Source organism: Phycisphaerales bacterium (assembly GCA_016716475.1).
Classification (GTDB): domain Bacteria; phylum Planctomycetota; class Phycisphaerae; order UBA1845; family Fen-1342; genus JADJWG01.
The window spans coordinates 1781847-1804049 of sequence record JADJWG010000001.1 but is presented as its reverse complement, the minus strand read 5'-3'; the positions used below and the strand labels follow the sequence as shown (position 1 = coordinate 1804049).

The 22203-nt window shown below is 65.4% G+C and carries 19 protein-coding genes and 1 pseudogene; 16 read left to right on the top strand and 4 right to left on the bottom strand.

The window, feature by feature from the left end:
- The first annotated feature begins 295 nt into the window (after positions 1-295).
- Genes moaA through IPM18_07345 form a run of 9 tightly spaced genes read left to right on the top strand, consistent with a single transcriptional unit; the run spans position 296 to position 6626 of the window.
- Positions 296-1315: a GTP 3',8-cyclase MoaA gene (moaA, locus tag IPM18_07385; GenBank protein MBK9119411.1), complete on the top strand. Its 1020-nt coding sequence runs from the start codon at positions 296-298 to the stop codon at positions 1313-1315.
- A gap of 3 nt (positions 1316-1318) precedes the next feature.
- Positions 1319-1690 carry a carboxymuconolactone decarboxylase family protein gene (locus IPM18_07380; protein MBK9119410.1) on the top strand — a complete coding sequence of 124 codons (372 nt, stop codon included), beginning with the start codon at positions 1319-1321 and terminating at the stop codon, positions 1688-1690.
- A gap of 36 nt (positions 1691-1726) precedes the next feature.
- Positions 1727-1975, top strand: a complete 249-nt coding sequence (locus IPM18_07375) for a MoaD/ThiS family protein (GenBank protein ID MBK9119409.1) — start codon at positions 1727-1729, stop codon at positions 1973-1975.
- Positions 1972-2409, top strand: a complete 438-nt coding sequence (locus IPM18_07370) for a molybdenum cofactor biosynthesis protein MoaE (protein MBK9119408.1) — start codon at positions 1972-1974, stop codon at positions 2407-2409. Before IPM18_07375 ends, IPM18_07370 begins: the two co-directional genes overlap by 4 nt.
- Positions 2406-3668 (top strand): molybdopterin molybdotransferase MoeA, encoded by a 1263-nt coding sequence (locus IPM18_07365; protein MBK9119407.1) that lies wholly within the window; start codon positions 2406-2408, stop codon positions 3666-3668. The genes IPM18_07370 and IPM18_07365 overlap by 4 nt, the downstream gene beginning before the upstream one ends.
- 18 nt (positions 3669-3686) lie before the next feature.
- A complete protein-coding gene (moaC, locus tag IPM18_07360; GenBank protein ID MBK9119406.1) occupies positions 3687-4205 on the top strand; it encodes a cyclic pyranopterin monophosphate synthase MoaC in 519 nt (172 codons plus the stop codon).
- Complete coding sequence (locus IPM18_07355; GenBank protein ID MBK9119405.1) at positions 4202-4747, top strand: MogA/MoaB family molybdenum cofactor biosynthesis protein; 546 nt, start codon at positions 4202-4204, stop codon at positions 4745-4747. The genes moaC and IPM18_07355 overlap by 4 nt, the downstream gene beginning before the upstream one ends.
- Positions 4744-5973, top strand: coding sequence for a putative sulfate/molybdate transporter (locus tag IPM18_07350; protein MBK9119404.1), 1230 nt, complete (start codon positions 4744-4746; stop codon positions 5971-5973). Before IPM18_07355 ends, IPM18_07350 begins: the two co-directional genes overlap by 4 nt.
- Positions 5970-6626, top strand: a complete 657-nt coding sequence (locus IPM18_07345) for a molybdenum cofactor guanylyltransferase (protein MBK9119403.1) — start codon at positions 5970-5972, stop codon at positions 6624-6626. Before IPM18_07350 ends, IPM18_07345 begins: the two co-directional genes overlap by 4 nt.
- On the opposite strand, the gene IPM18_07340 is transcribed toward IPM18_07345, so the two are convergent.
- The 4 genes and pseudogenes from IPM18_07340 to IPM18_07325 form a co-directional block, all read right to left on the bottom strand.
- Complete coding sequence (locus IPM18_07340) at positions 6608-7342, bottom strand: molecular chaperone TorD family protein (GenBank protein MBK9119402.1); 735 nt, start codon at positions 7340-7342, stop codon at positions 6608-6610. The genes IPM18_07345 and IPM18_07340 overlap by 19 nt on opposite strands.
- Entirely contained in the window at positions 7339-8373 is a 1035-nt protein-coding gene (locus IPM18_07335) for a hypothetical protein (GenBank protein ID MBK9119401.1), read from the bottom strand. The genes IPM18_07340 and IPM18_07335 overlap by 4 nt, the downstream gene beginning before the upstream one ends.
- 46 nt (positions 8374-8419) lie before the next feature.
- Positions 8420-9548 (bottom strand): annotated as a pseudogene (locus IPM18_07330) (4Fe-4S dicluster domain-containing protein).
- Between the two features lie 83 nt (positions 9549-9631).
- Positions 9632-13171 (bottom strand): molybdopterin-dependent oxidoreductase, encoded by a 3540-nt coding sequence (locus IPM18_07325; GenBank protein MBK9119400.1) that lies wholly within the window; start codon positions 13169-13171, stop codon positions 9632-9634.
- A gap of 194 nt (positions 13172-13365) precedes the next feature.
- Between IPM18_07325 and IPM18_07320 the strand changes: the two genes are divergently transcribed.
- From IPM18_07320 to IPM18_07290, 7 genes are all read left to right on the top strand, one after another.
- A complete protein-coding gene (locus tag IPM18_07320; GenBank protein ID MBK9119399.1) occupies positions 13366-13851 on the top strand; it encodes an Rrf2 family transcriptional regulator in 486 nt (161 codons plus the stop codon).
- Between the two features lie 467 nt (positions 13852-14318).
- On the top strand, positions 14319-15473 hold the full coding sequence (locus IPM18_07315; GenBank protein ID MBK9119398.1) for a c-type cytochrome: 1155 nt from the start codon (positions 14319-14321) through the stop codon (positions 15471-15473).
- Positions 15474-15551: 78 nt separating this feature from the next.
- A complete protein-coding gene (locus IPM18_07310) occupies positions 15552-16181 on the top strand; it encodes a cytochrome c3 family protein (GenBank protein ID MBK9119397.1) in 630 nt (209 codons plus the stop codon).
- Complete coding sequence (locus IPM18_07305) at positions 16169-19315, top strand: TAT-variant-translocated molybdopterin oxidoreductase (GenBank protein MBK9119396.1); 3147 nt, start codon at positions 16169-16171, stop codon at positions 19313-19315. Before IPM18_07310 ends, IPM18_07305 begins: the two co-directional genes overlap by 13 nt.
- Positions 19315-20796 carry a polysulfide reductase NrfD gene (gene nrfD / locus IPM18_07300; GenBank protein MBK9119395.1) on the top strand — a complete coding sequence of 494 codons (1482 nt, stop codon included), beginning with the start codon at positions 19315-19317 and terminating at the stop codon, positions 20794-20796. The genes IPM18_07305 and nrfD overlap by 1 nt, the downstream gene beginning before the upstream one ends.
- Before the next feature lie 24 nt (positions 20797-20820).
- Complete coding sequence (locus IPM18_07295) at positions 20821-21429, top strand: DUF3341 domain-containing protein (GenBank protein MBK9119394.1); 609 nt, start codon at positions 20821-20823, stop codon at positions 21427-21429.
- A 33-nt stretch (positions 21430-21462) separates the two neighbouring features.
- The gene (locus tag IPM18_07290) at positions 21463-22203 is read left to right on the top strand and encodes a cytochrome c (protein ID MBK9119393.1); all 741 of its coding nucleotides are present in this window, start codon (positions 21463-21465) and stop codon (positions 22201-22203) included.

The window sequence follows — 22203 nt, the reverse complement described above, 5'->3', positions numbered from 1 at the left end:
GGTACATTGCCTGTCCGGACCCTTGAACTGACGGTTCTGCACGACTGGCCTCGACCGCCGGAGGCACGTCCTGGGATTTGAGTGCGGATGCGCTGTCCGCCGCTGCAATGGCCTCCCCCTCGGGTGCAACCGGCACCCCGAGACGAAACATCGAGGCCCCGACGGGCGTAAAAAACTGGTTTCCCGGTCGACAAATCATGAAACAATGGTCATTATATCTTGATATGGATGCCGCGCGCCGGCGCCGGCCGCCCAGCCCGCGCTCGCCGACGGCAGAGGTCCCGGAGCGCCCCTCATGCGCGACGCGTGCGGCCGTACAGTTGATTACCTGCGCCTGTCGTTGACGGCGCGCTGCAATCTGCGCTGCGCATACTGCCGGCCCGCAACGCTCGACCCGGCGGACCGACCTCCGGCTGGACGAACGTTGCCGACACCGCCCGTCGCGCTGCCCCTCCGCGCAGACGAGATCGTAGCACTCGTCGCACACCTCGCGGTCCAGCACGGTCTCCGGAAGGTTCGGCTGACCGGTGGCGAGCCCACCTGCCGCGCGGACTTCGAGCCCATACTTCGAAGACTTACGCGGATTCCCGATCTGCGCGAAGTGACGATGACCACGAACGGCCTGATGCTTTCGCACCAGGCACAAACGCTCGCGAGCGCGGGGTTGCGGCGCTTGAACATCAGTCTTGACGCGCTCCGTCCCGACGTTTTCGCCTGCATGACCGGTGCCGCCGCACTACCGCGCGTGCTTGCCGGCATTGCCGCTGCGCGGCGCGCCGGTCTTGATCCGATCAAGCTCAACACGGTTGTCATGCGTGGCGTGAACGATGCCGAGTTGCCCGGGCTGGTGCGTTTCGCTGCTGCTACGGACCTGGAAATCCGCTTCATCGAGTTGATGCCGATGGGACCGCTCGCGGGGCAGTGGTCACAGCACTTCCTGCCTGAATCCGGGATGCGGGCAATTCTGGACGCGGTGGTGGCCGAATGGGAGCCGCTTCCCGGGAACGGTGCAGGGCAGCGCTCCGGTTCGGCCCGGCGCTACCGGGCGTGGCTGCGCGGCGGCGGCACGGGCAAAGTCGGTTTCATCACACCGATGAGCTGTGACTTCTGCGACGCGTGCAACCGCATCCGTATCACCGCCGACGGCCGCGTGCACCCTTGCCTGATGGGCCCGGCGACCGGCGCGCTGCTGCCGGCACTTCGGCCGCACTTCGACCCTGCACGGCTCAGCACCATCCTCACGCAAGCGCTGGCGGGGAAGGCCGCGGTGCACGCCACCGTAGGTACGACAATCATGACGCAGCTTGGAGGTTGACGAATGGCGACCAGGAAGGTGACGGGGAAGCCCGAGGCACAGCGGGCGTCACGTGGCAAGGAGGAGTTGCCGAAAACGTTTCGCGAATTTGTGCTGAAGTTTCCGGAGTTGGGTGCTGCGCACGAGAAGATAGCACACGCGGTGGACGGCGCCGGTCCCCTGGACGCACGGACAAGTGCCCTGATCAAGATCGGCATCTGCCTAGGAGCCGGCCTCGAGTCCGCACTGCGCAGCCACGTACGCCGCGCCCTGGAGCACGGCGCGAGCCCGGCCGAACTAGAGCAGGCCGTGCTGCTGGGAATGAACACCTGCGGCTTCCCCCGGACAGTGGCGGCCTGGCAGTGGACGTGGCAGCAGATCGAACGAGGAACGTAGGCGCGGGCGACTCGTCCGCCAGCGGAGCGTGAGGCCATGCAAGTCATTGTGCACTTTTTCGGAGCCGAGGCACAAACCCTGGGACGAGATCGCCTTGCAGTGGAGCTGCCGGAAGCGGAGCCGACGTGCGGTACGCTTCGCACGTACCTGTCCACGACTGAACGGGTTCTGGCCGAACCACTGCGGACGGCGCGTTTCGCCGTCAATCATGCTTTTGCGCCCGATACACAACGGCTTATGCCAGGGGACGAAGTGGCCCTGATTGGAATGGTGTCCGGCGGATGAACGTTCACGTCATGATCATTACCGGTCCATTACCGCGCGACGCGGCTGACCCGCCGTTCACGGGCGCCGGTGCCGTGTTGCGTTTCGAAGGCATCGTGCGCCCACACGAGAACGGGCGCGCGATTGCCGCGCTCGAGTACACCGCCTACGAGCCGATGGCGAATCGCGTCATGTGCGAGCTCGGATGCGACGTCCTGCAGCGTTTCGGGCTGAGCGCGCTGCTCGCAGAACATAGCCGCGGGCGCGTGGCTGTCGGTGAGTGTGCCTTTCGCTTGCGCATCGCATCCGTACACCGCCGGGAAGGGCTGCTGGCGATGGCTGAGTTCCTCGACCGGTTGAAGCACGATGTACCGATCTGGAAGTCGACCGTGTTCGTGGAGTCCGTGGCGCACAGCAAACCGGCCGCTACGGCACTCGTGGAGAAGCACACGTGACTCCTGCAGCTCGTGAGCCGCGCCCCTGCGAGAGCGCCACGCGCGAACAATCGCCGGTCGCCTTGCTGGCTGAATTCGCTGCGCGGCTTACGCCGTTGGCGACGGAAGCCGTGCCAATCGCACATTGCGGTGGTCGCGTCCTGGCAGAGCCCTTGTGCGCAGATCGCGACAGCCCGGCAGCGGATGTCAGTGCGATGGACGGGTACGCAGTTTGCAGCTCGGATTTCGTCGGTGGCCGGGGGCGCACACTTCCCCTGATCGCGGAGGCCCGGATCGGGTGCCCACCTTTGGCGGTGCGGTCCGGCGGGGCAGTCATCATCGCGACCGGCGCCCCAGTGCCCGCTGGAGCGGATGCCGTCATTCCGCGTGAAGAGGTCGCTGAGCACCTGCACGAGATTGCAGTACCCGCAGGACTCTCTGTTCGACCGGGGCAGCACGTGCGCCGCACAGGGGAGAACACGCGCGCCGGGGAAGTCGTGTTGCCAGCGGGCGTACCGATCACACCAGCGGTTACCGCGGCGCTCGCGGCGTTCGGTGCGGTCACACCGCGCATTCACCGACGCGTACGCGTGGGACTGCTGGTGACGGGTGACGAATTGCTCTGCACGGCAGCACCGGTGGGCGTTGCACCATGGCAGCTTCGCGACATGAACGGACCGGGGCTGAGCACCCTGCTCATCGCGGCCGGATGGGTTGAGGTTGTAGAAATCACACACGCGCGCGACGAGTTCGCCCATCTCGCACAGACACTCGCCAAGCTGCTCGAGCGCTGCGACGCCGTATTCCTCACCGGAGGCGTGTCGAAGGGTGATCGCGACCATGTGCCGGCCGCTGTGCAGCACGCCGGGGCGGAGATCGTTTTCCACCGGCTCCCGATCCGTCCCGGCAAGCCGTTGCTCGGTGCGATCGGCCCACGCGGCCAGGCGATCCTCGGCCTACCGGGGAACCCGGTGTCGGTGCTGGTGACCGCGCGACGCTTCGGCGTGACGGCATTGCGACGCCTCGCCGGTTTTGCCATGTTCGATCCACCCGTGCCGGCGATATCGCTACCCGAATGCGCGGCCGGCTCGGCCGACCAGCCACCGCTGAATCTCTGGTGGTACCGCACGGTACGACTGACGGCCGCCGGCTGTGCTGTGCTGGTGCCCACGCAGGGTTCGGGCGACATCGTCTCGGCCGCCCGCGGCGATGGGTTCATCGAGATTCCGCCACTCGGTACCGGGGCCGGGCCATGGCCGTACTACTCGTGGAAACTGTGAGTGGATCGGAGGACTGCGATGGGCACTCACGCGCCAGACACGCCGCTATCACACGTGGATGAAGGCGGACGGCTTCGCATGGTTGATGTGGGTGAGAAACCCGTGACGGCGCGGCGGGCCGTGGCAACCGGCACCGTACGTGTTTCGCCTGCACTGGCGGTGGCGATCACCGCAAACACACTCGCCAAGGGGGACTTGCTGAGTACCGCGCGGCTGGCCGGCATCCAGGCGGCGAAGCGAACCTGCGAGCTCATACCGCTCTGCCACAACCTGCCACTCGATCACGTGGATGTAGAGGCGACACTCGACGGCGGGTGCGTGCGGCTGCGGGCCGAGGTCCGTTGTCACGGTCGGACTGGCGCCGAGATGGAGGCGCTGACGGCCGTGACCATCGCGGCGTTGACGGTGATCGACATGGGTAAGGCGGTCGATCCCGCAATGGTGATTGCAGAGGTGGCGTTGTGGGAAAAGACCGGTGGCAAACACGGCGACTTTCACGCCGGTGAACAGGGAGCGATCACGGCGGCACTGCGATGACCCCGATCCGTGCGGCCATCCTGACGGTGAGCGACCGCTGCGCGGCCGGAGTCACAAGCGACACCTCCGGACCCGCACTCGCAGAACTGCTGCGCGCCGCACTAGGTGCAGAAATCGCCGCCAGGGCTTGCGTACCCGACGAAATCAAACTGATTCGCTCTCAACTGACGGCGTGGGCGCACCAGGCACCCCGGCCGGACCTGATCGTGACAACCGGCGGCACCGGTCTTGCTCCGCGAGACGTCACACCCGAAGCCACGCGCGGCGTACTCGAACGCCCGCACCCCGGCTTGCTCGAGCTCGCGCGCCTGCGGTGTTACGAAAAGACACCGCGCACATTCCTGGCGCGCGGCGAAGCCGGCACACTTGCCGGTTCGCTGGTCCTCAACCTGCCGGGTTCACAGCGCGGTGCAACGGAGATGCTCGAAGCGCTTCTTGACGTACTGCCGCACGCGATCGAGACGCTGCGCGGCGAGGTGCAGGATGACGGCCGGCCGGAGGCACTGGCTCAAACGGGCAAAGTAATCGAGCACCGAGCATGAATCTGTTTGAGCCCCACCTTGACACCGGGTCCCAGGCGGCCACGCGCCAAGCACGCCCACAACGCGCCTGGGTGCGATTCGATCGCAACGAGTTGGCAGGCAGCTTCGGCGACATTGGGACCGATCTACCGCTGATCATCGGCATCATCCTCGCCGCGGGACTGGACAGCGCCAGTGTTTTCATCGTCTTCGGGTTCATGCAGATCGTGACCGGAGTGGTGTATGGCTTGCCGATGCCCATGCAACCGCTCAAGGCGATGGCCGTACTGGTCATCACGCAGCAACTTGACGGCGGAGTGCTCTACGGTGCGGGTCTGGCGATCGGTGCGCTGATGCTGGTCCTGACCGTGACGGGGATGCTGAGCTGGCTGGCGCGCGTGATTCCGCGCTGTGTCGTGCGTGGCGCGCAACTGGGACTGGGGTTGTCGCTCGCGGGTCTCGCCCTGCGCAACTACGTTCCCGCGATGGGTTGGCAGGGCTATGCCCTTGCGGGGTTCGCATTTGCGGCCACCGTCGTCCTGTGGGGCAACCGCCGGTATCCACCGGCGCTCTTCGTGATCGGCGCTGGCATCGTTTATGCTGTCATCTTCCACGTGGACCTGCAAGGCGTGGCGCAGGGGGTGGGGGTAGCACTGCCGAATTTTTATACCCCCACTTGGGCGCAGATCTGGACGGGACTGCTGGTGCTTGCACTGCCGCAACTGCCACTCTCGCTGTCGAATTCGGTCGTAGCCACACAGCAGTCGGTACGCGATTTGTTCCCGGAACGGCGCCTGGACGTTCGCCAGATCGGAACAACCTACGGCGTGGCGAACCTGCTCTGCCCATGGCTGGGTGGCATTCCGGTCTGTCACGGCTGCGGGGGACTGGTCGGGCACTACGCCTTCGGCGGCCGCACCGGCGGCTCCGTGGTGCTCTACGGTCTGCTCTACGTCGTGATCGGACTGTTTTTCAGCGGGGTTTTTGCACAGGTCGTCCAGGTATTTCCGCTACCGATTCTCGGCGTCGTACTGCTCTTCGAAGCCGTTGTGCTGATCGCGCTACTGCGGGATACGGCGGTCGGTCCTCCACGCGAGCTGACCATCGCCCTGATCGTGGGAATGATCGCGTGGACACTGCCCCAAGGATACGTGATCGGGATGCTGATCGGTTGTGCGATGTACTACCTACAAGACCCTATGGGTGTAGCTGCGGCGCAGGAAACGCTGCCGGGACGTGCAGCATGACCGAGCTGCCCGTGTACATCCTGGCCGGCGGACGGAGCAGGCGGTTCGGGAGCGACAAGGCGCGCGCACTCGTCGCTGGCGTGCCGTTGCTGGTGCACGTGGCCGCAGCGCTGCGGCCTGTTACACCTGAGCCGACCGTCGTGGCGGACACGCCCGGCAAATACGCGGATCTGGGTTTTCGTACCATCGTGGATGGCTACCCGGGACGTGGCCCCCTCGGCGGCCTGCACGCGGCACTCGCCGACCTTGCGGCGCGCGCCGGGGTCAGGTCGTCACAAACAGGCGGCGCTGCCAACGCAGCACTCGTGCTGGTCTCGTGCGATTTCGTCGTACTGCGCGCGGCGTGGATCGAAGCACTCCGGGCTGCGTTGCACGGTGACACCGTCGCCGCAGCATTCGGCGGTGCACACTGGGAGCCGCTGCCGGGGATCTACAGGGCGCCCCTGCTGGAGGTGGTGGAGAAGCGTCTGCAATCCGCATCCGGTGGAGCGCTGCATGCGTTGCTCGACACGGTGAACGCCGTGCGTGTGCCGGTACCGAGCGACTGGCCGCCACTGGCACACGTCAACACACCACCTGAACTGGCACTCGCGATCGATACGCAGCGCATGCACGGAGCGGGGCAGCGTGGTCGTCAATCTGCGGCGGAGTAGTCCCCGCCGCTTGACACAACGCACTCATACGGAGATTCGGGCTCGAGGATCGGCAGTGACATCGCAGTCCTAACCACTTTCCAGTGGTGCACGGTGGTGAGCGCCTCCCATACACTGGCGAGCACGGCGCCGAGCTGCTGGAAGTATGCAACCGCGGTGCCGTTGCGCAGCCGCGCGCCTACCGCTGGCGCCCAATCACCGAGGTGGGCATCGGCGAAACGCTCGAGCGCGGCGCACGTGATCTCCCAGGCCTCGTTCCGCCCGTCCTGTGCGGCGGAGGCGCGCATCACCAGCAATAACGCGACGAATTCCAGCTCGCACACGAGATGATCCGGCTTTTCGGCCGTCCCGGCGGCGGGTTGCCAGCCGAATGCCCGGTAGAAGCCGCAGACATCCCCGAGGAGCGCACCTTTGTCACGCCGGATATAGGCCGTCTCGTTGAGTGGACAGGGCATGCCGCCTTCGAAGAGCCGGTGAAACTCGGCGGTGGCGGTCTCCACGGGTAGTTCACGCCCTAAAACCAGCAGCGCATCGAATTCCCCGGCGAGTACGGCTGCGTGCGCCGGAAAGGCGAGACGTACAAGGTCGGCCACATCCTCGCGGGCGACCTCCCCCAGACGTTCATGTGCTAGAGGTGGCATACGGAACGCGTCTGCCAGGAGGAGGAGAAGATCGGACTGCGCAAGCAGAGTCTGATTGGCGTCGTTTGTGTTCATGGTTCAATCCGCAGGGGGACCCAGTTGCACCAGTGCTTGCGGCCACCCGTGTTACCGTGACCCCCGTCCCAGACAGCCAGGGACACGGCCGCGCTGCTTGCACCAAGCCGCTCAATCAGCGGATCGGTCGGATCGAACGGTCGGTCAATCACGACCGTCCAGCGACCTGCTTGCCATGCCCCGCGGGCTTGGCTGGGCGTGTCGTGTACATGCGTGAGCGAGCCGAAGCCCTCCGCGACCAATTCTTCGACCGGGTGGTCGCGTTCGAAATCCGCCATCGGGTTGCCTGCGCGGTACGCCACCAGCCAGTCGCGGGCGCGCTCGTCGCCGAATGCCGCCGGGAAATGGTGCGGTGGCGGTCCCTCCGCAAACCAGTACAAGTCGTTCCACGTGTTGGGGTGCCGGCTGTAGACGTCCTGAAAGCCCGCATCGAGATCCTGTTGCCAGAGCGCCCGCCAGTAGAGCACACGCACCGGCATACCCGGCCCGCCCATGGTGAAGGGGGCGCCATCGACCATCGGGAACTGAACTGCAATGGCGTCGGAGAAGGTGCTTACATCGACTTCTCGTGCGGGCTCCTCTTGCCCCCAGGACAGCCGCCAGACAATCCTACGATCATCCCGCGCCGCCTGCACACGCACGGTTGCGATCGTGGCGGTGGCAAGCATCGGCGGAGCGGTCTGCTGCGGCTGCAGTGGCAACTCTACCGTTGGCACACGGTCCCAGGCCGGATCGAACGGGTTGCCGATGCCGGGGGCGGCGGGCAGGCGCGACACGCGGATCGTCGGCGGCTCTGGGGCGGCGACGCTGTCCGGTCCCGGCGGAGTGGCGCCCACCGGCGAGGCGACGGCTGTAGGCCCCGGGGTTGCGGCGAGCACCGGGGGCGGAGATTCGTTTGGCGTTCCAGGCAGGACCACGACGACCGGGCGCTGACCGGCGATGAAAACCGCCGCCACCATCGCTGCCACCGTGACGAAAATGACAACCAGCAGGGTGCCAAACAGTTGCGTGCTATGCGGGCGTATTTCCATGGTCTGCCTCATCGCCCGCCCAGCCCGGCGGGCCGCGCGGTTCGCATTACGCGGTGTTATGGCGGTACACGTCGAAGCGCTCGTCATGGTGCGGGCGCTCGTAGCATGGCTCGGTGAACGGAACACGGGCGACTTCGGACCCGGTGTCATCCCAACCGACGGCCTCAGCGCCCTGCACTTCGAAACGCGTGATGATGCGGGGGCTGGCACCGAACAGCAGCAGCGCGCCGAGCAGGTTCCGGTCGTCCTTCAGGTGCCGGTAGATTTCCTTGGCGGCCGCCACGCCAGGGCCCAGCAGTTGCTCAAGAAACGCGTCCGGAACGTGAACCGGCGGGATGTAGTACACATTGGGAGCCGTACCGAACTGCGGATAGCTCGGCAGCGCCAGTTGCCGGATTTTCACGATGTAGTCGAGCGGATTGTCTTCCCGCGGCGGTCCCTGCGTGGTGAGGAAGCCGTGCATGCGGATCTTGCCAATGCATGATTCAACGCAGAGTGCCACTTCACCCTGTTCCACCCGCGGGTAACAGCCGATGCACTTGGAACTTGACCGGCTGATGGCGTTGAAGAAGACCTTCTTGTAAGGGCAGGCCTGCACGCACTCCTGGTAGCCGCGACAGCGCTCCTGGTCGACGAGGACAATTCCGTCTTCGGCACGCTTGTAGATCGCCTTGCGCGGACAGGCCGCCGCACAAGCCCGGCAGCGTGCAGTGGTTGCAGATGCGCGCGAGGTAAAACATCCACATCGGATGGACGCCTTCGAAGTGCTGACCACGGTCGGCCATGCCCGCGACTTCATCCTCCCCGAGATTGGGGGAAGCGTAGTCTTCCGGCCGCGGGGCGTAACCGAGTGGTGTGCCGTTGGGCTGGCCCTCAAAGATCGTGCGACTGCCGAGCTTCTTCCCGTCCTCCCACTTCGCGGGCTCGGCACGCTCAAGCAGCTTGACATCCCAGCCGACCGGGTAGCCCCCCCAAGGCTTGGTCTCAACATTGTTCCAGAACGTCTGCTCCTCCCCCTTGCCGCTGGTCCAGCAGGTCTTGCAGGCCACCGTGCACGTCTGGCAGGCGATGCACTTGTTGGTATCGAAGATATACGCCACCTGCCGTTTAGGCGGCGGGGCGGCGTAGGGGTAATCCATCTCACGACCGAGTTGCCAGTTGCTCTGCTTGGCCATCGCTTGGTTCTCGCGCGGTTGAGGTTGCGGTCGTCTCTCCGTAGTCTGCGTCGGCACACCGACGCTCTCTCGGGCGCCGGCGGCTAGGCCACGAATCCGCCCGCGAAATACTTTTTGAGCGTGTCGGTCTCGTAGGTCGGCCGCAGGCCGAGGGCGGCCGGACGCCACAAACCTTTGCCGTCGATTCCACCGGGCTCGGCGCGCGTGACCTTGACCAGCGCTTCGCGCGGCGCACCGACCGGACAGTGCACATCCGGGACGAACCCCTGCGTGACGGCCTGCCCGAAAACACCCTTCACGGTCAGCGAATCGGTCATCCAGGTGGGCTTGAGCCAGGCCCGCGTGCACGATTGCTGGCTGCCGCTGCGCAGCAGGGCCTGGTAGTTCGTATCGGGGTTCTTGGCGAGGCCGGTGGGGTTGGCCTCGGCGCCGCGCACCGAACCCCAGGTTGCTGCGTAGGCGTTGTGCCACATGCGTGTCACGCCGCGCGGCGTGCCGGGATAGTACCGGGCCCGCGCCAGGAGCCGTGCGACTTTGTACCAATCCGGCTTCTGCTGCCAACCGCGAAAAGGTCGGTCGGCAGGGTCGGCGTCGATCCACACGTAGTCGCCGTCCTCGACGCCCACGGCCCTGGCATCCAGCGGATGAATATCGACGTACAACTCGGATACAAATGGCGTGCGCTTGTCGTGGCGGTGCATGTCCCCGAACGGTCCGAACCACACCGCCACGATGTCCGTGTCTACCGGTGTACTGTGTGACCCGTGGCGGTACTTCGGCGTGTGGAAGATCAGGTTGTAGCCGAACTTGTCCAGTGGGTGCCTGGTCTTCAACAGCTCCTCGACCGTGCGCACCACGTGCCGCGCCTGCCGTGTGTCGGCATCCATCTGCGCCGCGGGTACTCCGTAGTCTTCCGGCCGCTTCGGCCGCAGCAGCGGGTGCGGTGCGGCCACGATGACGTTGGGCTCGTAGAAGGTCGAGTCGATCGGTTCACGGTGCAGGACGAGGTTTTCGCCACTGTCGAGAAACTCGTCTTCCTCACGATAGAACTCGAGCCGGCCGGTCTTCGTGTACCAGGGCTTGTCCTCGTGGGCCTGCTCCCAGCCGCCGTACTTGGGGTAGGTCCGCGTCTGAATCATGGCCGGGATGCCTTGGGCCGCCTGGCGCTCAAGATCCTCGATCCGGTAGCCGCGGAGCGCGTTGGACGCGTCCATGATGCGCTGGAGGTAGGGCCGGGCCTGACCTTGCTTGACGAACTTCCACATGTCGGCGAAACGCGGCTCTTCATTGAGCCGTCCGAGTGCTTCGCACAGACCGGCCATCACTTCGAGGTCGCTGCGGGTGTCGTGGATGCGCGGTAGCGGGGTGGCCGGAAAGATGTAGACAAATGGGTTGGTGACGCTGATCGTCAGGTCGGGATACTTGAACTCCGCCCAGGAATCGACCGGGAAGACGACGTCAGCGTACTCGCAGCTTGCCGTCCACCACCACTCGCTGACGGCGATGAACTCCACCCGCGGGTAACCATTGACCACGTTGTCATAGTGGCCCTTGGCGGTGCCCATCAGCGAGTTGGAATTCGAAACCAGAATCGCCTTGGTCGGAGTGGGCAGGTGGGATTTGCCGGTCAAAGCGTGCTTGCCCATCCGCAGGATGCGGTCGCCGGCATTGAAATAATGGGCCGATTCACCCCGATAACAGGTCCGCACGCGCACCGGCTTGCCGGGCTCGGTCTCGATGTCGAAGGGATCTTCGGCGATGTACTGCGGCATCCCGCTGAAAAACGCGGTGCGATAGTTGCCGGCATATGAGCCGACGTTACCGCCGATATAACCCACGTTGCGCGTGAGCGCTGCGACCAGGAACACGGCCCGGTCCTTCAGGTCGCTGTTAAAGAATTGGTTCGGCCCCATGCCCAGCGCAAAGAGAGTCTTCTCAGGATTCGCAGCCACCAGCCGGGCGAGTGCGCGGAGCGCATCCGCCGGCGCCCAGGTCAACTGCTCAACCTGCTCGGGAGTGTAGCTGGCGTCGATCACGTCACGTGTCACGCTGAAGACTGTGCGGCATTCCACTTCCGCGCCGTCGCGGAGCTTCACCGTCACCGTACCCTCCAGCAGCGGATCGAAATCGAGCGCATCGAAGTGGCCGCCGACCTGATCTCGATTCACCGCCACCGGGCAGCCGGCCTCGCGCGGATCCCACATCACGTGGTCACCCCATTCCGTGCGTCGGGCGGCGCCCACGACCGGGCCGGGCTGCCGGATTGTCGGCGGTCCGGACTCGCCAGCGCGCACCTGTAAGAGGTTGTTCTTCAACTCTGCCTGCTGGTAGTCGGGGAACACCTCCGCGGCCCGCAGCAGCTTGCCGGTATCCAGGCGCACCAGCAACGGTAGGTCGGTGCGGCTCTTGACATAACGTTCGTCGTAGAGCTTCTCCGCGAGAATCACGTGCGCCAGCCCCAGTGCCAGAGCCGGCGTCGTACCGGGGCGCACAATCAGAGCGGTGTCCGCCTTGTTCATCGTGGCACTGTATTCACAGGCAATCACCACGACCTTCGTACCCTTCATCCGGGCCTCGGACAGCCAGTGCGCATCGGGCATCTTGGTGGTGGTCCAGTTCATACCCCAGACGAGCACGACATTGGCGTGCTCGACGTTGCACAAGTCGAACTCGAGCGTCTGTTGGCCCGTCACCATCGGGTGTCCCGGCGGCAGATCGGTGTGCCAGGTGTAGCTGTCCCAATTGCGCGCCCCCAGGGCCCGTTCCGGCTCGACGCCGCGCAGCTTGCTGTCGAGCAGAGCCAGCGCGTTCGCCGTGCGATGATGGGCCATGATCCGCGTGGCCCCCAGCGCCGGCATGCCACCGCGGAACTTCAGCGTCTGCGTACCGGCACCCGCCGTCGCCGCAACCATGAGTTCGTCGTAGCCCTGGGCTTGTAGCCGCTTTTGTCCCTCCTCGCCGCTGTAGGTCCGGGCGATGTCCGTCAAAGCTTTCGCGCTCAGGTCCAATGCCTCTTCCCAGCTCACGGCTTCCCACGCATCCGGTCCCCGGCGCAGGTACTTCTCGCGGTCCACCTCGCCGGTGGTCAAGTCGCGCGGCATGCCGTCCTCGATCCATTGCTTGAAACCGCGGCGCACCATCGGACGCTTGCAGCGGCGGTCACCATAGAACCGGCGCACCAGTGCCAGCCCTTTCTGGCAGCAGCGTGGCTCCCAGCGACGGCTCGCGCGGTTGCCCTCCAGGTCCGTTGCCTTGTGAAACCCGAACGTCGGACTGATCCGCGTCACCACACCATGCTTGACGTGCGCGTTCAGCAGGCAATTGTGCGTGTCGTTGGGCGCACACAGAAAAGTGAAGCTCGAATCGGATTGGAACAGGTTGCGGTAGACCTTTTCCCAATCACGATTCGGATAGCCGCTCAGGGGATTGTCAACGACCAGCGGGTTGAGCATCTGCGTTCGGGCGGCCGCCAACCGCCCCAGCACGCTGAAACTGACCCCCGCGGCCGCAAGTTGGGAAAGAAACTGCCGCCTGGAAAGGCCCGGCTGAAGATCTCCGCCGCCCGCCTGCTCGGGGGATGGTGGCGCAGAACGGAACTGGGCACCGCTGCCAGGATCGCTCATGACATCCTTCCTTCTTTCCGCATGCTTGCGGGGACACGGAACCCGCGCGGTAACAGAGCAGCGGCGTGGCTGGCCCGCTGCCCGGAGACCCCAACGCTGAAATCGAGATTGTTCTTTCGCGATTCGGGCAGTATCCTCGGCGCTGACGCTGTTTGCAGGGTCGGCACCGACCGTACCGCGCCCTGGAAGCCGGCATGCGAGAGGGCGCGCGAGTGTTTCGCCAGAACCGCAGTACGCAGCACGCGATTGCCGCACTCAGTCGGCTGGCTGAGTTGTACGGCGATCCCGGTCGACGCGTTTCTTCGATCGAGATCGCTGCCACCCGCAATTTGCCGAAGCCCGTCGTCGCGAAGATCCTGACCATCTTGGCACAGGCCGGCCTCGTCGCCGGATCGCCGGGTCCGGGCGGGGGTTACCGCCTGGCGAAGCCACCCGGCGAGATCTCGCTTCAGGATGTGGTCGAACTCTTCGAACGCGAGGATGAATCCAATTGCCCTTTTGGCCCCGGTTGGTGTGGCAACCGTGAACCCTGCCCACTGCACGATCGGTTGATCGCGCTGCGCGAACTCGTCGACAACTACCTGAAGAAAACGCATTTCGATATCTTTCAGAGCAAGATCGAATCCTCGGTTCGATCCGTCCGGGCAAAGTCGAACCGCCGTTCTCGCGGCCGATCGTGAGTACGGGCTCGCCGTGAGATGGGCAGCCCACTCTGGGGCACCACGCCCTGACAGGCACCCGCCTGGCGGCCCGCAAGGGTGCGGTAGCCCGTACGCGCGCCGCGCTGGGTTAGGCCCGTGGCGCGACTTTCTCGCTGGGGGCGCACTTCTGCGTGTGAGCTGGCGCTGCGACTCTCGTATGCCGCCAGCCCCAACGCGGTCGCGGCGGCGAGCGACGCGACGATGAGAAGAAGCAGGGCGATCGCGAGCATGCTTGTTTCGCTGCGAGCCACGAGTTGGCCTCCGCTCGCCGAAGTGCCGGCACCAGAATCGCTGCCGCGGTGACTTTACAATTCACGAAACAATGGTAATGATATCGTTATATGGGTGGCGCGCCAATGGGGCCCGTGGCTGCCCGCAGGTTTTTCGGCCGGGCGGCAGCCCGAACATCTGCCGCCGCGGCCGGTGTCGCCCCGGAAGAAGAACCGATGCAGCCGCTTGCACCCCCGGTTGTGACCCCGCCCCTACTGGCCTGGAGGGACGCGGCGCGCGCATCAGGACTGCCGGCCGGCCTCCTCATGCTGCTCGCACTGGAACTCGCGGTGTTCACGGGACTGCTTGCGACCTACGCAGTCGCAGTCCACTCCTATCCGGATGCACTCCGACTCCCCACCCCGGGCCGGCCACATTGGGGGGTTCTGTTGTTGGCCGTCAGCGCCTTGGCGGCGCTCAGTGCGCTCATCGCCGGCCATTGCACACGCCAGGGCGCGCGCCTGCCCGCCGTGCTGCTGTTGACTGCAACACTGTTATACGGCGTGGTTTTGCTCGGCGCCTTGGCGTCCGAGCACGCCGCGCGCAATGCCCGGGCACAACACGGAAGAGTCGTGGACCTGGGCTTGCTGCTCGCGGAGCTGCGCTCGGCTGGGGCGCACGCCCCCGCCCTCCCTGCCGCTGAGCCCGTCGCAACCACCCCCGTGACCGGTGACGCCGCGCTTGGGCGGCAGGCATACAACAACTCGTGCGCGGCTTGCCACGGACCGCAGGGACAGGGTCTCCCGGCGCTGGCACCGGGCCTGCGCGAGGCACCCTTCGTACGCACCGCCACGGATGCACAACTCTATGCCGTGATCGTGGATGGTCGCGCCGCCGCTGCACCGGACAGCGTGAGCGGCCGGGTGATGCCGCCCCGCGGCGGGAACCCCTTTCTATCCGACACCGATGTGCGAAACATCATCGCATTTCTGCATGAATTGACCGGCGGCGGCACTACGGATGCGGTTGCCGCGGCGGTCGACTCGGCAACACGGATTCCTCAATGGGTTGTGCCGTGGCCCGCCGACGGCCCAATCGGTCTTGCCCCGGAAGTGCGCACGGGGCCTGTCACCGCAGCGGCGCATCTGCCCCTATTTTCGCTTTCGGCACCCTGGTGGAGACCCCTCGATACGCTCTACCTCATCTTCACTGGTTTGTTCGCATTGCACGTGTTGTTCGGCATCGCGTCATGCGCCTGGCTGCTGCTCCGCGTGGGGATGGGACCGGTGGACTCGAAAATTCTGGCAGTTAGCCACACTGCCGGTGTGCAATGGGTTGCTGCGGCCGTCGCTTGGATTGTCATACTGCCGCTTTTCCACTTCTGGCGTTGAGGGCGCGCTGCGGCGCGAGATCTGATGTCGGAATCACGTTCTCAACGATTCGTCTTTCCACCCTGGGCCAATTACCTGATGCCGGCTGCGCTGCTGCTGATCGTCGGCGGTGGCATCTACACAACCGCACTGTTGACGTTCGCCGGCGCGCCGAGCTCGACCGCCGTCGGCTATGCGCCGGTCCAACCGATTCCATTCTCACATGCCGTGCACGCCGGATCGCTCGGGCTCGACTGTCGCTATTGCCACACAACCGTGATCAACAGCGCATTCGCCGCACTTCCGGCGACGCAGACGTGTATGAATTGCCACGCGACAGTACTACCGGACAGTCCCAAGCTCGCTCTCCTGCGTGAGTGCTACGAGACCGGCCTGCCGATCCCCTGGAGGAAGGTCCACGATCTGCCCGATTACGTGCACTTCGATCATTCCGCCCACGTGAACAAGGGCATCGGCTGTACGACCTGCCATGGGCCGGTGCAGACGATGGATGTTGTGCGCCAAGTCCACCCGCTTTCGATGGCCTGGTGCCTCGACTGCCACCGCGACCCGACCCCACACCTGCGGCCGCGTGATGCCGTGACGCGCACGGACTGGGATCCCGCCAACAGCGGCCGTACGCAGCGCGAGCTTGGCCGCGAGCTCGCCGAGCTGCTCCGCATTCCCCCCCGCCTCGTGCTGGAGAACTGCTCGACATGCCACCACTAGACGGACATGCCATCACACGAGACGACCTACGGGGCGCCGCCGCCCAGACGTACTGGCGCAGTCTCGCGGAACATTTCGGCACCGCCGGCCCACTGACCGCCCTGCAGGCGGAATTTCCCGGTTACGACCCACGGGCGGTCCGTGGCCTGCCGCGCCGCGGCTTCCTGAAGCTCATGGCCGCATCGCTTGCGCTCGGTGCCCTGGGGTGCCGCCGCTGGCCTGAACGTGACCTGGTGCCATTCTCTCGCCGCCCCGAAGGGCACCGACCCGGTGTCGCCGAATATTACGCGACACTCAGCACACGCTCCGGCGTTGCCACCGGCATCGTCGTGAAAAGCGTTGACGGTCGACCGATCAAGATCGAAGGTAACGCGCTGCACCCGTTTTCCGGCGGCGCGGCGGATGTGTTCGCTCAGGCCACCGTGTTGTCACTGTATGATCCCGATCGCAGCCGCACTCCGATCCAGCGACTTCCTACCCAGAACGGGCGCGACACCCGCACCGTCGCACGCACCTGGAAAGACTTCGACAGCTTCGCACGGGTCCATTTTGACGCGCTTCGGCAGCAAGGGGGGCGCGCGTTCGCGGTCTTGGCCGAGCCCACCGCAAGCCCCACGGTGCTGCGACTCAAAGCCGAATTCCTCCGACTCTTTCCCGCGGCGCGGTGGTACACCTGGGAACCGCTGCACCGGGACTTCGAAATCGAAGGCACCCGCCTCGCATTCGGTCGGCCGCTGCGCCCGCAATACCACCTGGACCGCGCCGCTGTCGTTGCGTGTTTCGGGGCGGATTTGCTCGGTTCGCATCCGGCGCACCAACGTCACGCGCGGGATTGGGCACAACAAAGACGTAGTGCCGATCGTGGCAGGATGAGTCGGCTTTACATGATCGAGCCGCACTATTCCATCACCGGGTCGGTTGCGGATGTGCGACTGCCCGTGCGGCCCGCGCGCGTTGGTGAAATGCTGCGCGCTGTCGCCAGCCGGCTCGGGGTACCGGGTCACGTACCCATTCCTCTCAGTGAGGCAGAAGCGCAGTTCGTCGACCGGTTGTGCACGGACCTGCAAGCCCAGCGCGGCGCCGCGCTCCTCGCCGTCGGCCCATGCCAGCCGCCACACGTGCATGCCCGCGCGCACGCCGTGAACTGCGCACTCGACGCCTGTGGACAGACACTGACTTTCACGCCGGAACCCCTGGGCGATGAACCCGGCTGCGTCGCCGGACTCGAATCCCTGGCCGAAGCCCTCCCGCGCGGTGATGTCCAGACGCTACTGATCCTCGGCGGCAACCCGATGTACGACGCTCCCGCCGACCTGGCACTCAACCTCTCCGGCCGCGTCGCCCGCGACATCACCCGTATCCACCTGAGCCCATACCACAATGAAACCTCGGCGCAGTGCCGCTGGCATCTGCCGATGGCTCACGAGCTGGAGTGCTGGGGTGACGGTCGGGCCTGGGATGGTACCTACGGCGTACAGCAGCCCCTGATTCTGCCCCTGTTCGAAGGGCGGTCGACGGCCGAGCTTCTTACGCTGCTTGTAGCAGACCCCTGCCAGACCGGCCGGGACCTCGTGCGCGCGACGTGCCGGGAATTGCTGCCTACCGACGATTACGAGTCTGCGTGGCAAACGCTCCTTCACAACGGCGTGCTCGCCGGAAGCGTCTGGCCGAGCGTCACACCACCGGCCCCGGCAATCCCACCCTGGCCCGAACCGGTCATCGAACCGGCGCACGGCTTCGAAGCCCTGTTTGTCCCCGATACGAAGCTGTATGACGGGCGCTTCGCCAACAGCGGCTGGCTGCAGGAACTGCCCGACCCTCTCACCAAGTTGACATGGGACAATGCGGTGCTCATCAGCAAGGCCGACGCCGATGCGGCTCACGTTCGCACCGGCGATCTCGTCACCCTGGAGCGTGCCGCTGGCAACGGTCACCGTACACGCCTTGAAATCGCCGCATTAATCGCCCCCGGCCTCGCATCCGGGACATTGGTTCTGCCGCTGGGTTACGGTCGTACGATGGCCGGCCGCATTGGCAACGGGGTGGGCTTCGACACCTACGCCCTCCGCACCAGCTCGGCCTCTTATATTGCCGCCGGCATGGTGTTGTCGCGCACCCGTCGCCGCCACCGCCTCGCCATGACGCAGGAACATCACCTGATCGACGCGGTCGGCATGTGGGGCCGTGAAAAACGCATCGGCAAACAGGGCAGCTCGGGCTACTTGATCCACGAGGCGCCACTGGACGAGTATCGCGCCGACCGCAACCTGTTCCGGCGAAACACGCATGGCGGGGCGGCGCTCCCACTTTTCAACCCCCCGCACGCGTTCAATGAACCACACGCCTGGGGCATGGCGATCGACCTCAACACCTGTACGGGCTGCGGCGCCTGCGCGGTCGCCTGCCAGGCCGAGAACAACGTGCCCATCGTCGGGCGCCAACAGGTCGCGAATCGGCGTGAAATGCACTGGCTCCGCATTGATCGCTACTTCAAGGGCCCCGTAGAGAACCCCGACGTGGTGCATGTGCCGCTGGCCTGTGCGCATTGCGAAACCGCCCCCTGTGAACAGGTCTGTCCCGTCGCCGCCACCGTACACGACACCGAAGGCCTCAACGTGATGGTCTACAACCGCTGCGTAGGCACGCGCTACTGCTCCAACAATTGCCCGTTCAAGGTGCGCCGCTTCAATTACTTCGATTACCACGCGACCGACCCGCGCGGCCGGCCGCAGCCCTGGCTCAACATCCCGGATGCGCAGCAGCGCGGCGCCATCGACGAGATCAGCCGTTCGCGTTTCAACCCGGCGGTGACCGTGCGGATGCGCGGCGTAATGGAGAAGTGCACCTACTGCTCGCACCGCATTCAGGAGGCCCGTGTACGCGCCAAGACCGAGTGGGCCGCGGGCCGGCGGGCCAGCGAGCGCGTGCTGGACGGCGAGGTGCAACCCGCCTGCGCCGCGGCCTGTCCCACCGGGGCCATCGTCTTCGGCGACCTCAACGATCCCGAGAGCCGGGTTTCGAAGCTGCGCGCCGCCCATCGTGCGTACGCGATGCTCGACGACTTGGGCTTGCGGGCCCGCACCCAGTACCTGGCCAAGATCCGCAACCCCGCTTCAACCGCGAAGGATGCATGATGGCCACGATCCCGACGTCGGGAAACGTCCCCCCCGCGGATGCCGCCGCGAACCTCTCCGAGGATCCGCGCAGCCGTGCACCACTCGTGCTGGGCGGGCACGACTTCACGACGCTGACGGACAAGGTGGTCGGACTCACGTTCCGACCGACTCCCCCGGCGTGGTATCTCGCCTTCGCCGTAGCCCTCGCCCTGCTGTCGCTGCTGTTCGTCACCGTGGGCTACCTGCTTACTACCGGCGTCGGTGTGTGGGGCAACAACAACACCGTCGGCTGGGGCTTCGACATCGTGAACTTCGTCTTCTGGGTCGGCATTGGCCACGCCGGCACGCTGATCTCGGCGATCCTGTTTCTGCTGCGGCAAAACTGGCGCACCGGCGTCAATCGGCTGGCAGAGGCGATGACGATCTTCGCTGTGATGTGCGCCGGCCTGTTTCCCGCGCTGCACGTCGGACGCGTCTGGCTGGTGTACTGGCTGGCGCCGTATCCGAACCAGATGGCGGTCTGGCCCCAGGCCCGCAGCCCGCTGTGGTGGGACGTGTTCGCGGTAACAACCTACGCACTTGTGTCGGCGATGTTCTGGTACGTCGGCATGATCCCGGATCTTGCGACACTGCGCGACCGCGCCCGGCGGCGCCTCCCGCAAATCATCTACGGCCTGCTCGCGGTCGGCTGGACCGGCTCAAACCGCCACTGGCTGCGCTTCGAGCGCGCCTACCTGATCCTCGCCGCACTCGCCACGCCACTGGTTCTTTCGGTGCATAGCGTGGTGTCGTTCGACTTCGCCGTGTCCCTGCTCCCCGGATGGCACACGACGATCTTCCCGCCCTACTTCGTTGCCGGTGCCGTCTTCGGCGGCTTCGCGATGGTGCTCACGCTGGCGATCCCCGCCCGGTTGTGGTTCGGCCTCCAGGATCTGATCACCATGCGGCACCTGGAGAACATGTGCAAGATCATGCTCGGCACAGGGCTGATCGTCGCCTCGGCCTACGCAGTCGAGTTCTTCACCGCCTGGTATAGCCAGCACCACTTCGAGCAGTTCGCGTTCCTCAACCGCGCGCTCGGACCCTATGCCTGGGCATTCTGGACCATGATTGCCTGCAACGTCTGCATCCCGCAGTTGCTCTGGTTCCGTCGCATCCGTACCAACGTCTGGACCATCCTGTGCGTCGCAATGGCCGTGAACATCGGCATGTGGTTCGAGCGCTTCGTGATCGTGGTCACCTCGCTGCACCGCGATTTCGTGCCGTCCAGCTGGGCGCTGTTCAGCCCCACCTGGGTCGACATCGGCATGTTTGCCGGCAGTTTCGGCCTGTTTTTCACCCTTTTCCTGCTGTTCTGCCGCTTCCTCCCGGTGGTGGCCATGGCAGAAGTCAAGACTGTTATGCCACAGGCCCGCCCCACGCACGGGCCGCAGCGTTTCGACTATCAGCCCGACCCCGATACACCACCCGAATTGCGCCGCGGTAGCCCGTGGACGTAACACCACCACCATGAGGTGCCAGCGATGACCGCCGGTCCGAGCCCCCCGACATCTGCCGCCCCCGCAACCTCACTACCGCGCCCCTTCGCCATCGTCGCAGAGTTCTCCAACGTTGACGGTGTGATGACCGCCGCCGAACAGATTCGTGATCTGGGGTTCGAGGTGTGGGACGTTCACAGCCCCTTCCCGATCCACGGCATCAATAAGTCGATGGGGCTGCGCCCAACCATCCTGCCCTGGATCGCCCTCGTCCACGGGGGGATCGGTGCCTTGCTCGGATTGCTGCTGGTCGGGTGGACGAACGCCACAACCTTCCCCGGCGTACCGACCCCTTTCCAGGGTTATGAGTACCTGGTCAGTGGCAAGCCACGCTTCAGTCTCGCGGCGAACATCCCCATCATCTTTGAAACCGCCGTCCTGCTCGCCGCATTCGGTACCGTACTGGGGCTTTTCGGCCTGAACAAACAGCCCATGCTCAGCAATCCGCTGCTGAAAAGTACGCGTTTCCTGCGGGCCACCGCGGACGGCTTCTTCGTGGTCATTGAGGCGGAGGATCCTAGGTTCGATCCGGTCGAGAACCGTGCTCTGCTCGAATCCCTGGGCGCAATCCACATCGAGGTGGTGACGGACTGAGGGTGACGCTACCGAAACGCTGAGGAATCCATCGTGCGACGTTATCACGAAGAACGCTTCCCTTTTCCCTCACCTTTGCGGTTGCAGCGCGAGTTGCGTCTCCCGCGCCCCCCGGCTTGGATGATCGCCGCGCTGCTCGTCCTCCTCATCGTCGCCGCAATTCCGCCTGTCATCCTCCTTGTCCAGCGCGGGCGCATTTCGCCTTTTCCGCGCATCCAGCCCCTCCAGGATATGGCTAACCAGCCGCGCTATGGCCCGCAGGCCGCCAGTACCGCATTCGCTGACGGCCGCGCCATGCGCCTGCCGCCACCCGGTACCGTCGCGCGTGGCCGGCTCGCCATCGACGACCATTACTTCCGTGGTTTCGCAATCCGGGCCCAGCCGCAGTCCGGGACGCAGGAACTCCACTTTTTCGACGGCCTCCCCGCCCAGATCAAGCCCGACCTCGAACTACTCGAGCGCGGCCGTATCGCTTTCAACATCGCCTGTGTCGTCTGCCACGGCGAAGACGGGACCGGCCGCGGCCCGCTCCATGTGTGGGCAGTGCAGAACAACCAGGCCCGTTGGGTACCGCCCACCTCACTGCTGAGTAACGAGGTGCGCGAGCGACCCGACGGTCACCTGTACAACACGATCCGGCAAGGCATCCGCAACATGCCGCCACACGCAGACCAACTCGACGTCCACGACCGCTGGGCCACGGTCGCCTATATCCGCCATTTGCAGGCAACCGTCGCCCCCGGGCCGCCAACCTCACCCGCTTCCGGGGAGTAA

Excerpts from the sequence above, each read along its gene's own strand:
- moaC (MBK9119406.1), top strand. The coding sequence starts at position 3,687 with ATGGGCACTCACGCGCCAGACACGCCGCTATCACACGTGGATGAAGGC.
- IPM18_07350 (MBK9119404.1), top strand. The coding sequence starts at position 4,744 with ATGAATCTGTTTGAGCCCCACCTTGACACCGGGTCCCAGGCGGCCACG.
- IPM18_07375 (MBK9119409.1), top strand. The coding sequence starts at position 1,727 with ATGCAAGTCATTGTGCACTTTTTCGGAGCCGAGGCACAAACCCTGGGA.
- IPM18_07335 (MBK9119401.1), bottom strand. The coding sequence starts at position 8,373 with ATGGAAATACGCCCGCATAGCACGCAACTGTTTGGCACCCTGCTGGTT.
- IPM18_07320 (MBK9119399.1), top strand. The coding sequence starts at position 13,366 with ATGCGAGAGGGCGCGCGAGTGTTTCGCCAGAACCGCAGTACGCAGCAC.
- IPM18_07340 (MBK9119402.1), bottom strand. The coding sequence starts at position 7,342 with ATGAACACAAACGACGCCAATCAGACTCTGCTTGCGCAGTCCGATCTT.
- IPM18_07370 (MBK9119408.1), top strand. The coding sequence starts at position 1,972 with ATGAACGTTCACGTCATGATCATTACCGGTCCATTACCGCGCGACGCG.
- IPM18_07355 (MBK9119405.1), top strand. The coding sequence starts at position 4,202 with ATGACCCCGATCCGTGCGGCCATCCTGACGGTGAGCGACCGCTGCGCG.
- IPM18_07380 (MBK9119410.1), top strand. The coding sequence starts at position 1,319 with ATGGCGACCAGGAAGGTGACGGGGAAGCCCGAGGCACAGCGGGCGTCA.
- IPM18_07345 (MBK9119403.1), top strand. The coding sequence starts at position 5,970 with ATGACCGAGCTGCCCGTGTACATCCTGGCCGGCGGACGGAGCAGGCGG.
- IPM18_07325 (MBK9119400.1), bottom strand. The coding sequence starts at position 13,171 with ATGAGCGATCCTGGCAGCGGTGCCCAGTTCCGTTCTGCGCCACCATCC.
- IPM18_07295 (MBK9119394.1), top strand. The coding sequence starts at position 20,821 with ATGACCGCCGGTCCGAGCCCCCCGACATCTGCCGCCCCCGCAACCTCA.
- IPM18_07310 (MBK9119397.1), top strand. The coding sequence starts at position 15,552 with ATGCCGGCTGCGCTGCTGCTGATCGTCGGCGGTGGCATCTACACAACC.
- nrfD (MBK9119395.1), top strand. The coding sequence starts at position 19,315 with ATGGCCACGATCCCGACGTCGGGAAACGTCCCCCCCGCGGATGCCGCC.
- moaA (MBK9119411.1), top strand. The coding sequence starts at position 296 with ATGCGCGACGCGTGCGGCCGTACAGTTGATTACCTGCGCCTGTCGTTG.
- IPM18_07305 (MBK9119396.1), top strand. The coding sequence starts at position 16,169 with ATGCCACCACTAGACGGACATGCCATCACACGAGACGACCTACGGGGC.
- IPM18_07315 (MBK9119398.1), top strand. The coding sequence starts at position 14,319 with ATGCAGCCGCTTGCACCCCCGGTTGTGACCCCGCCCCTACTGGCCTGG.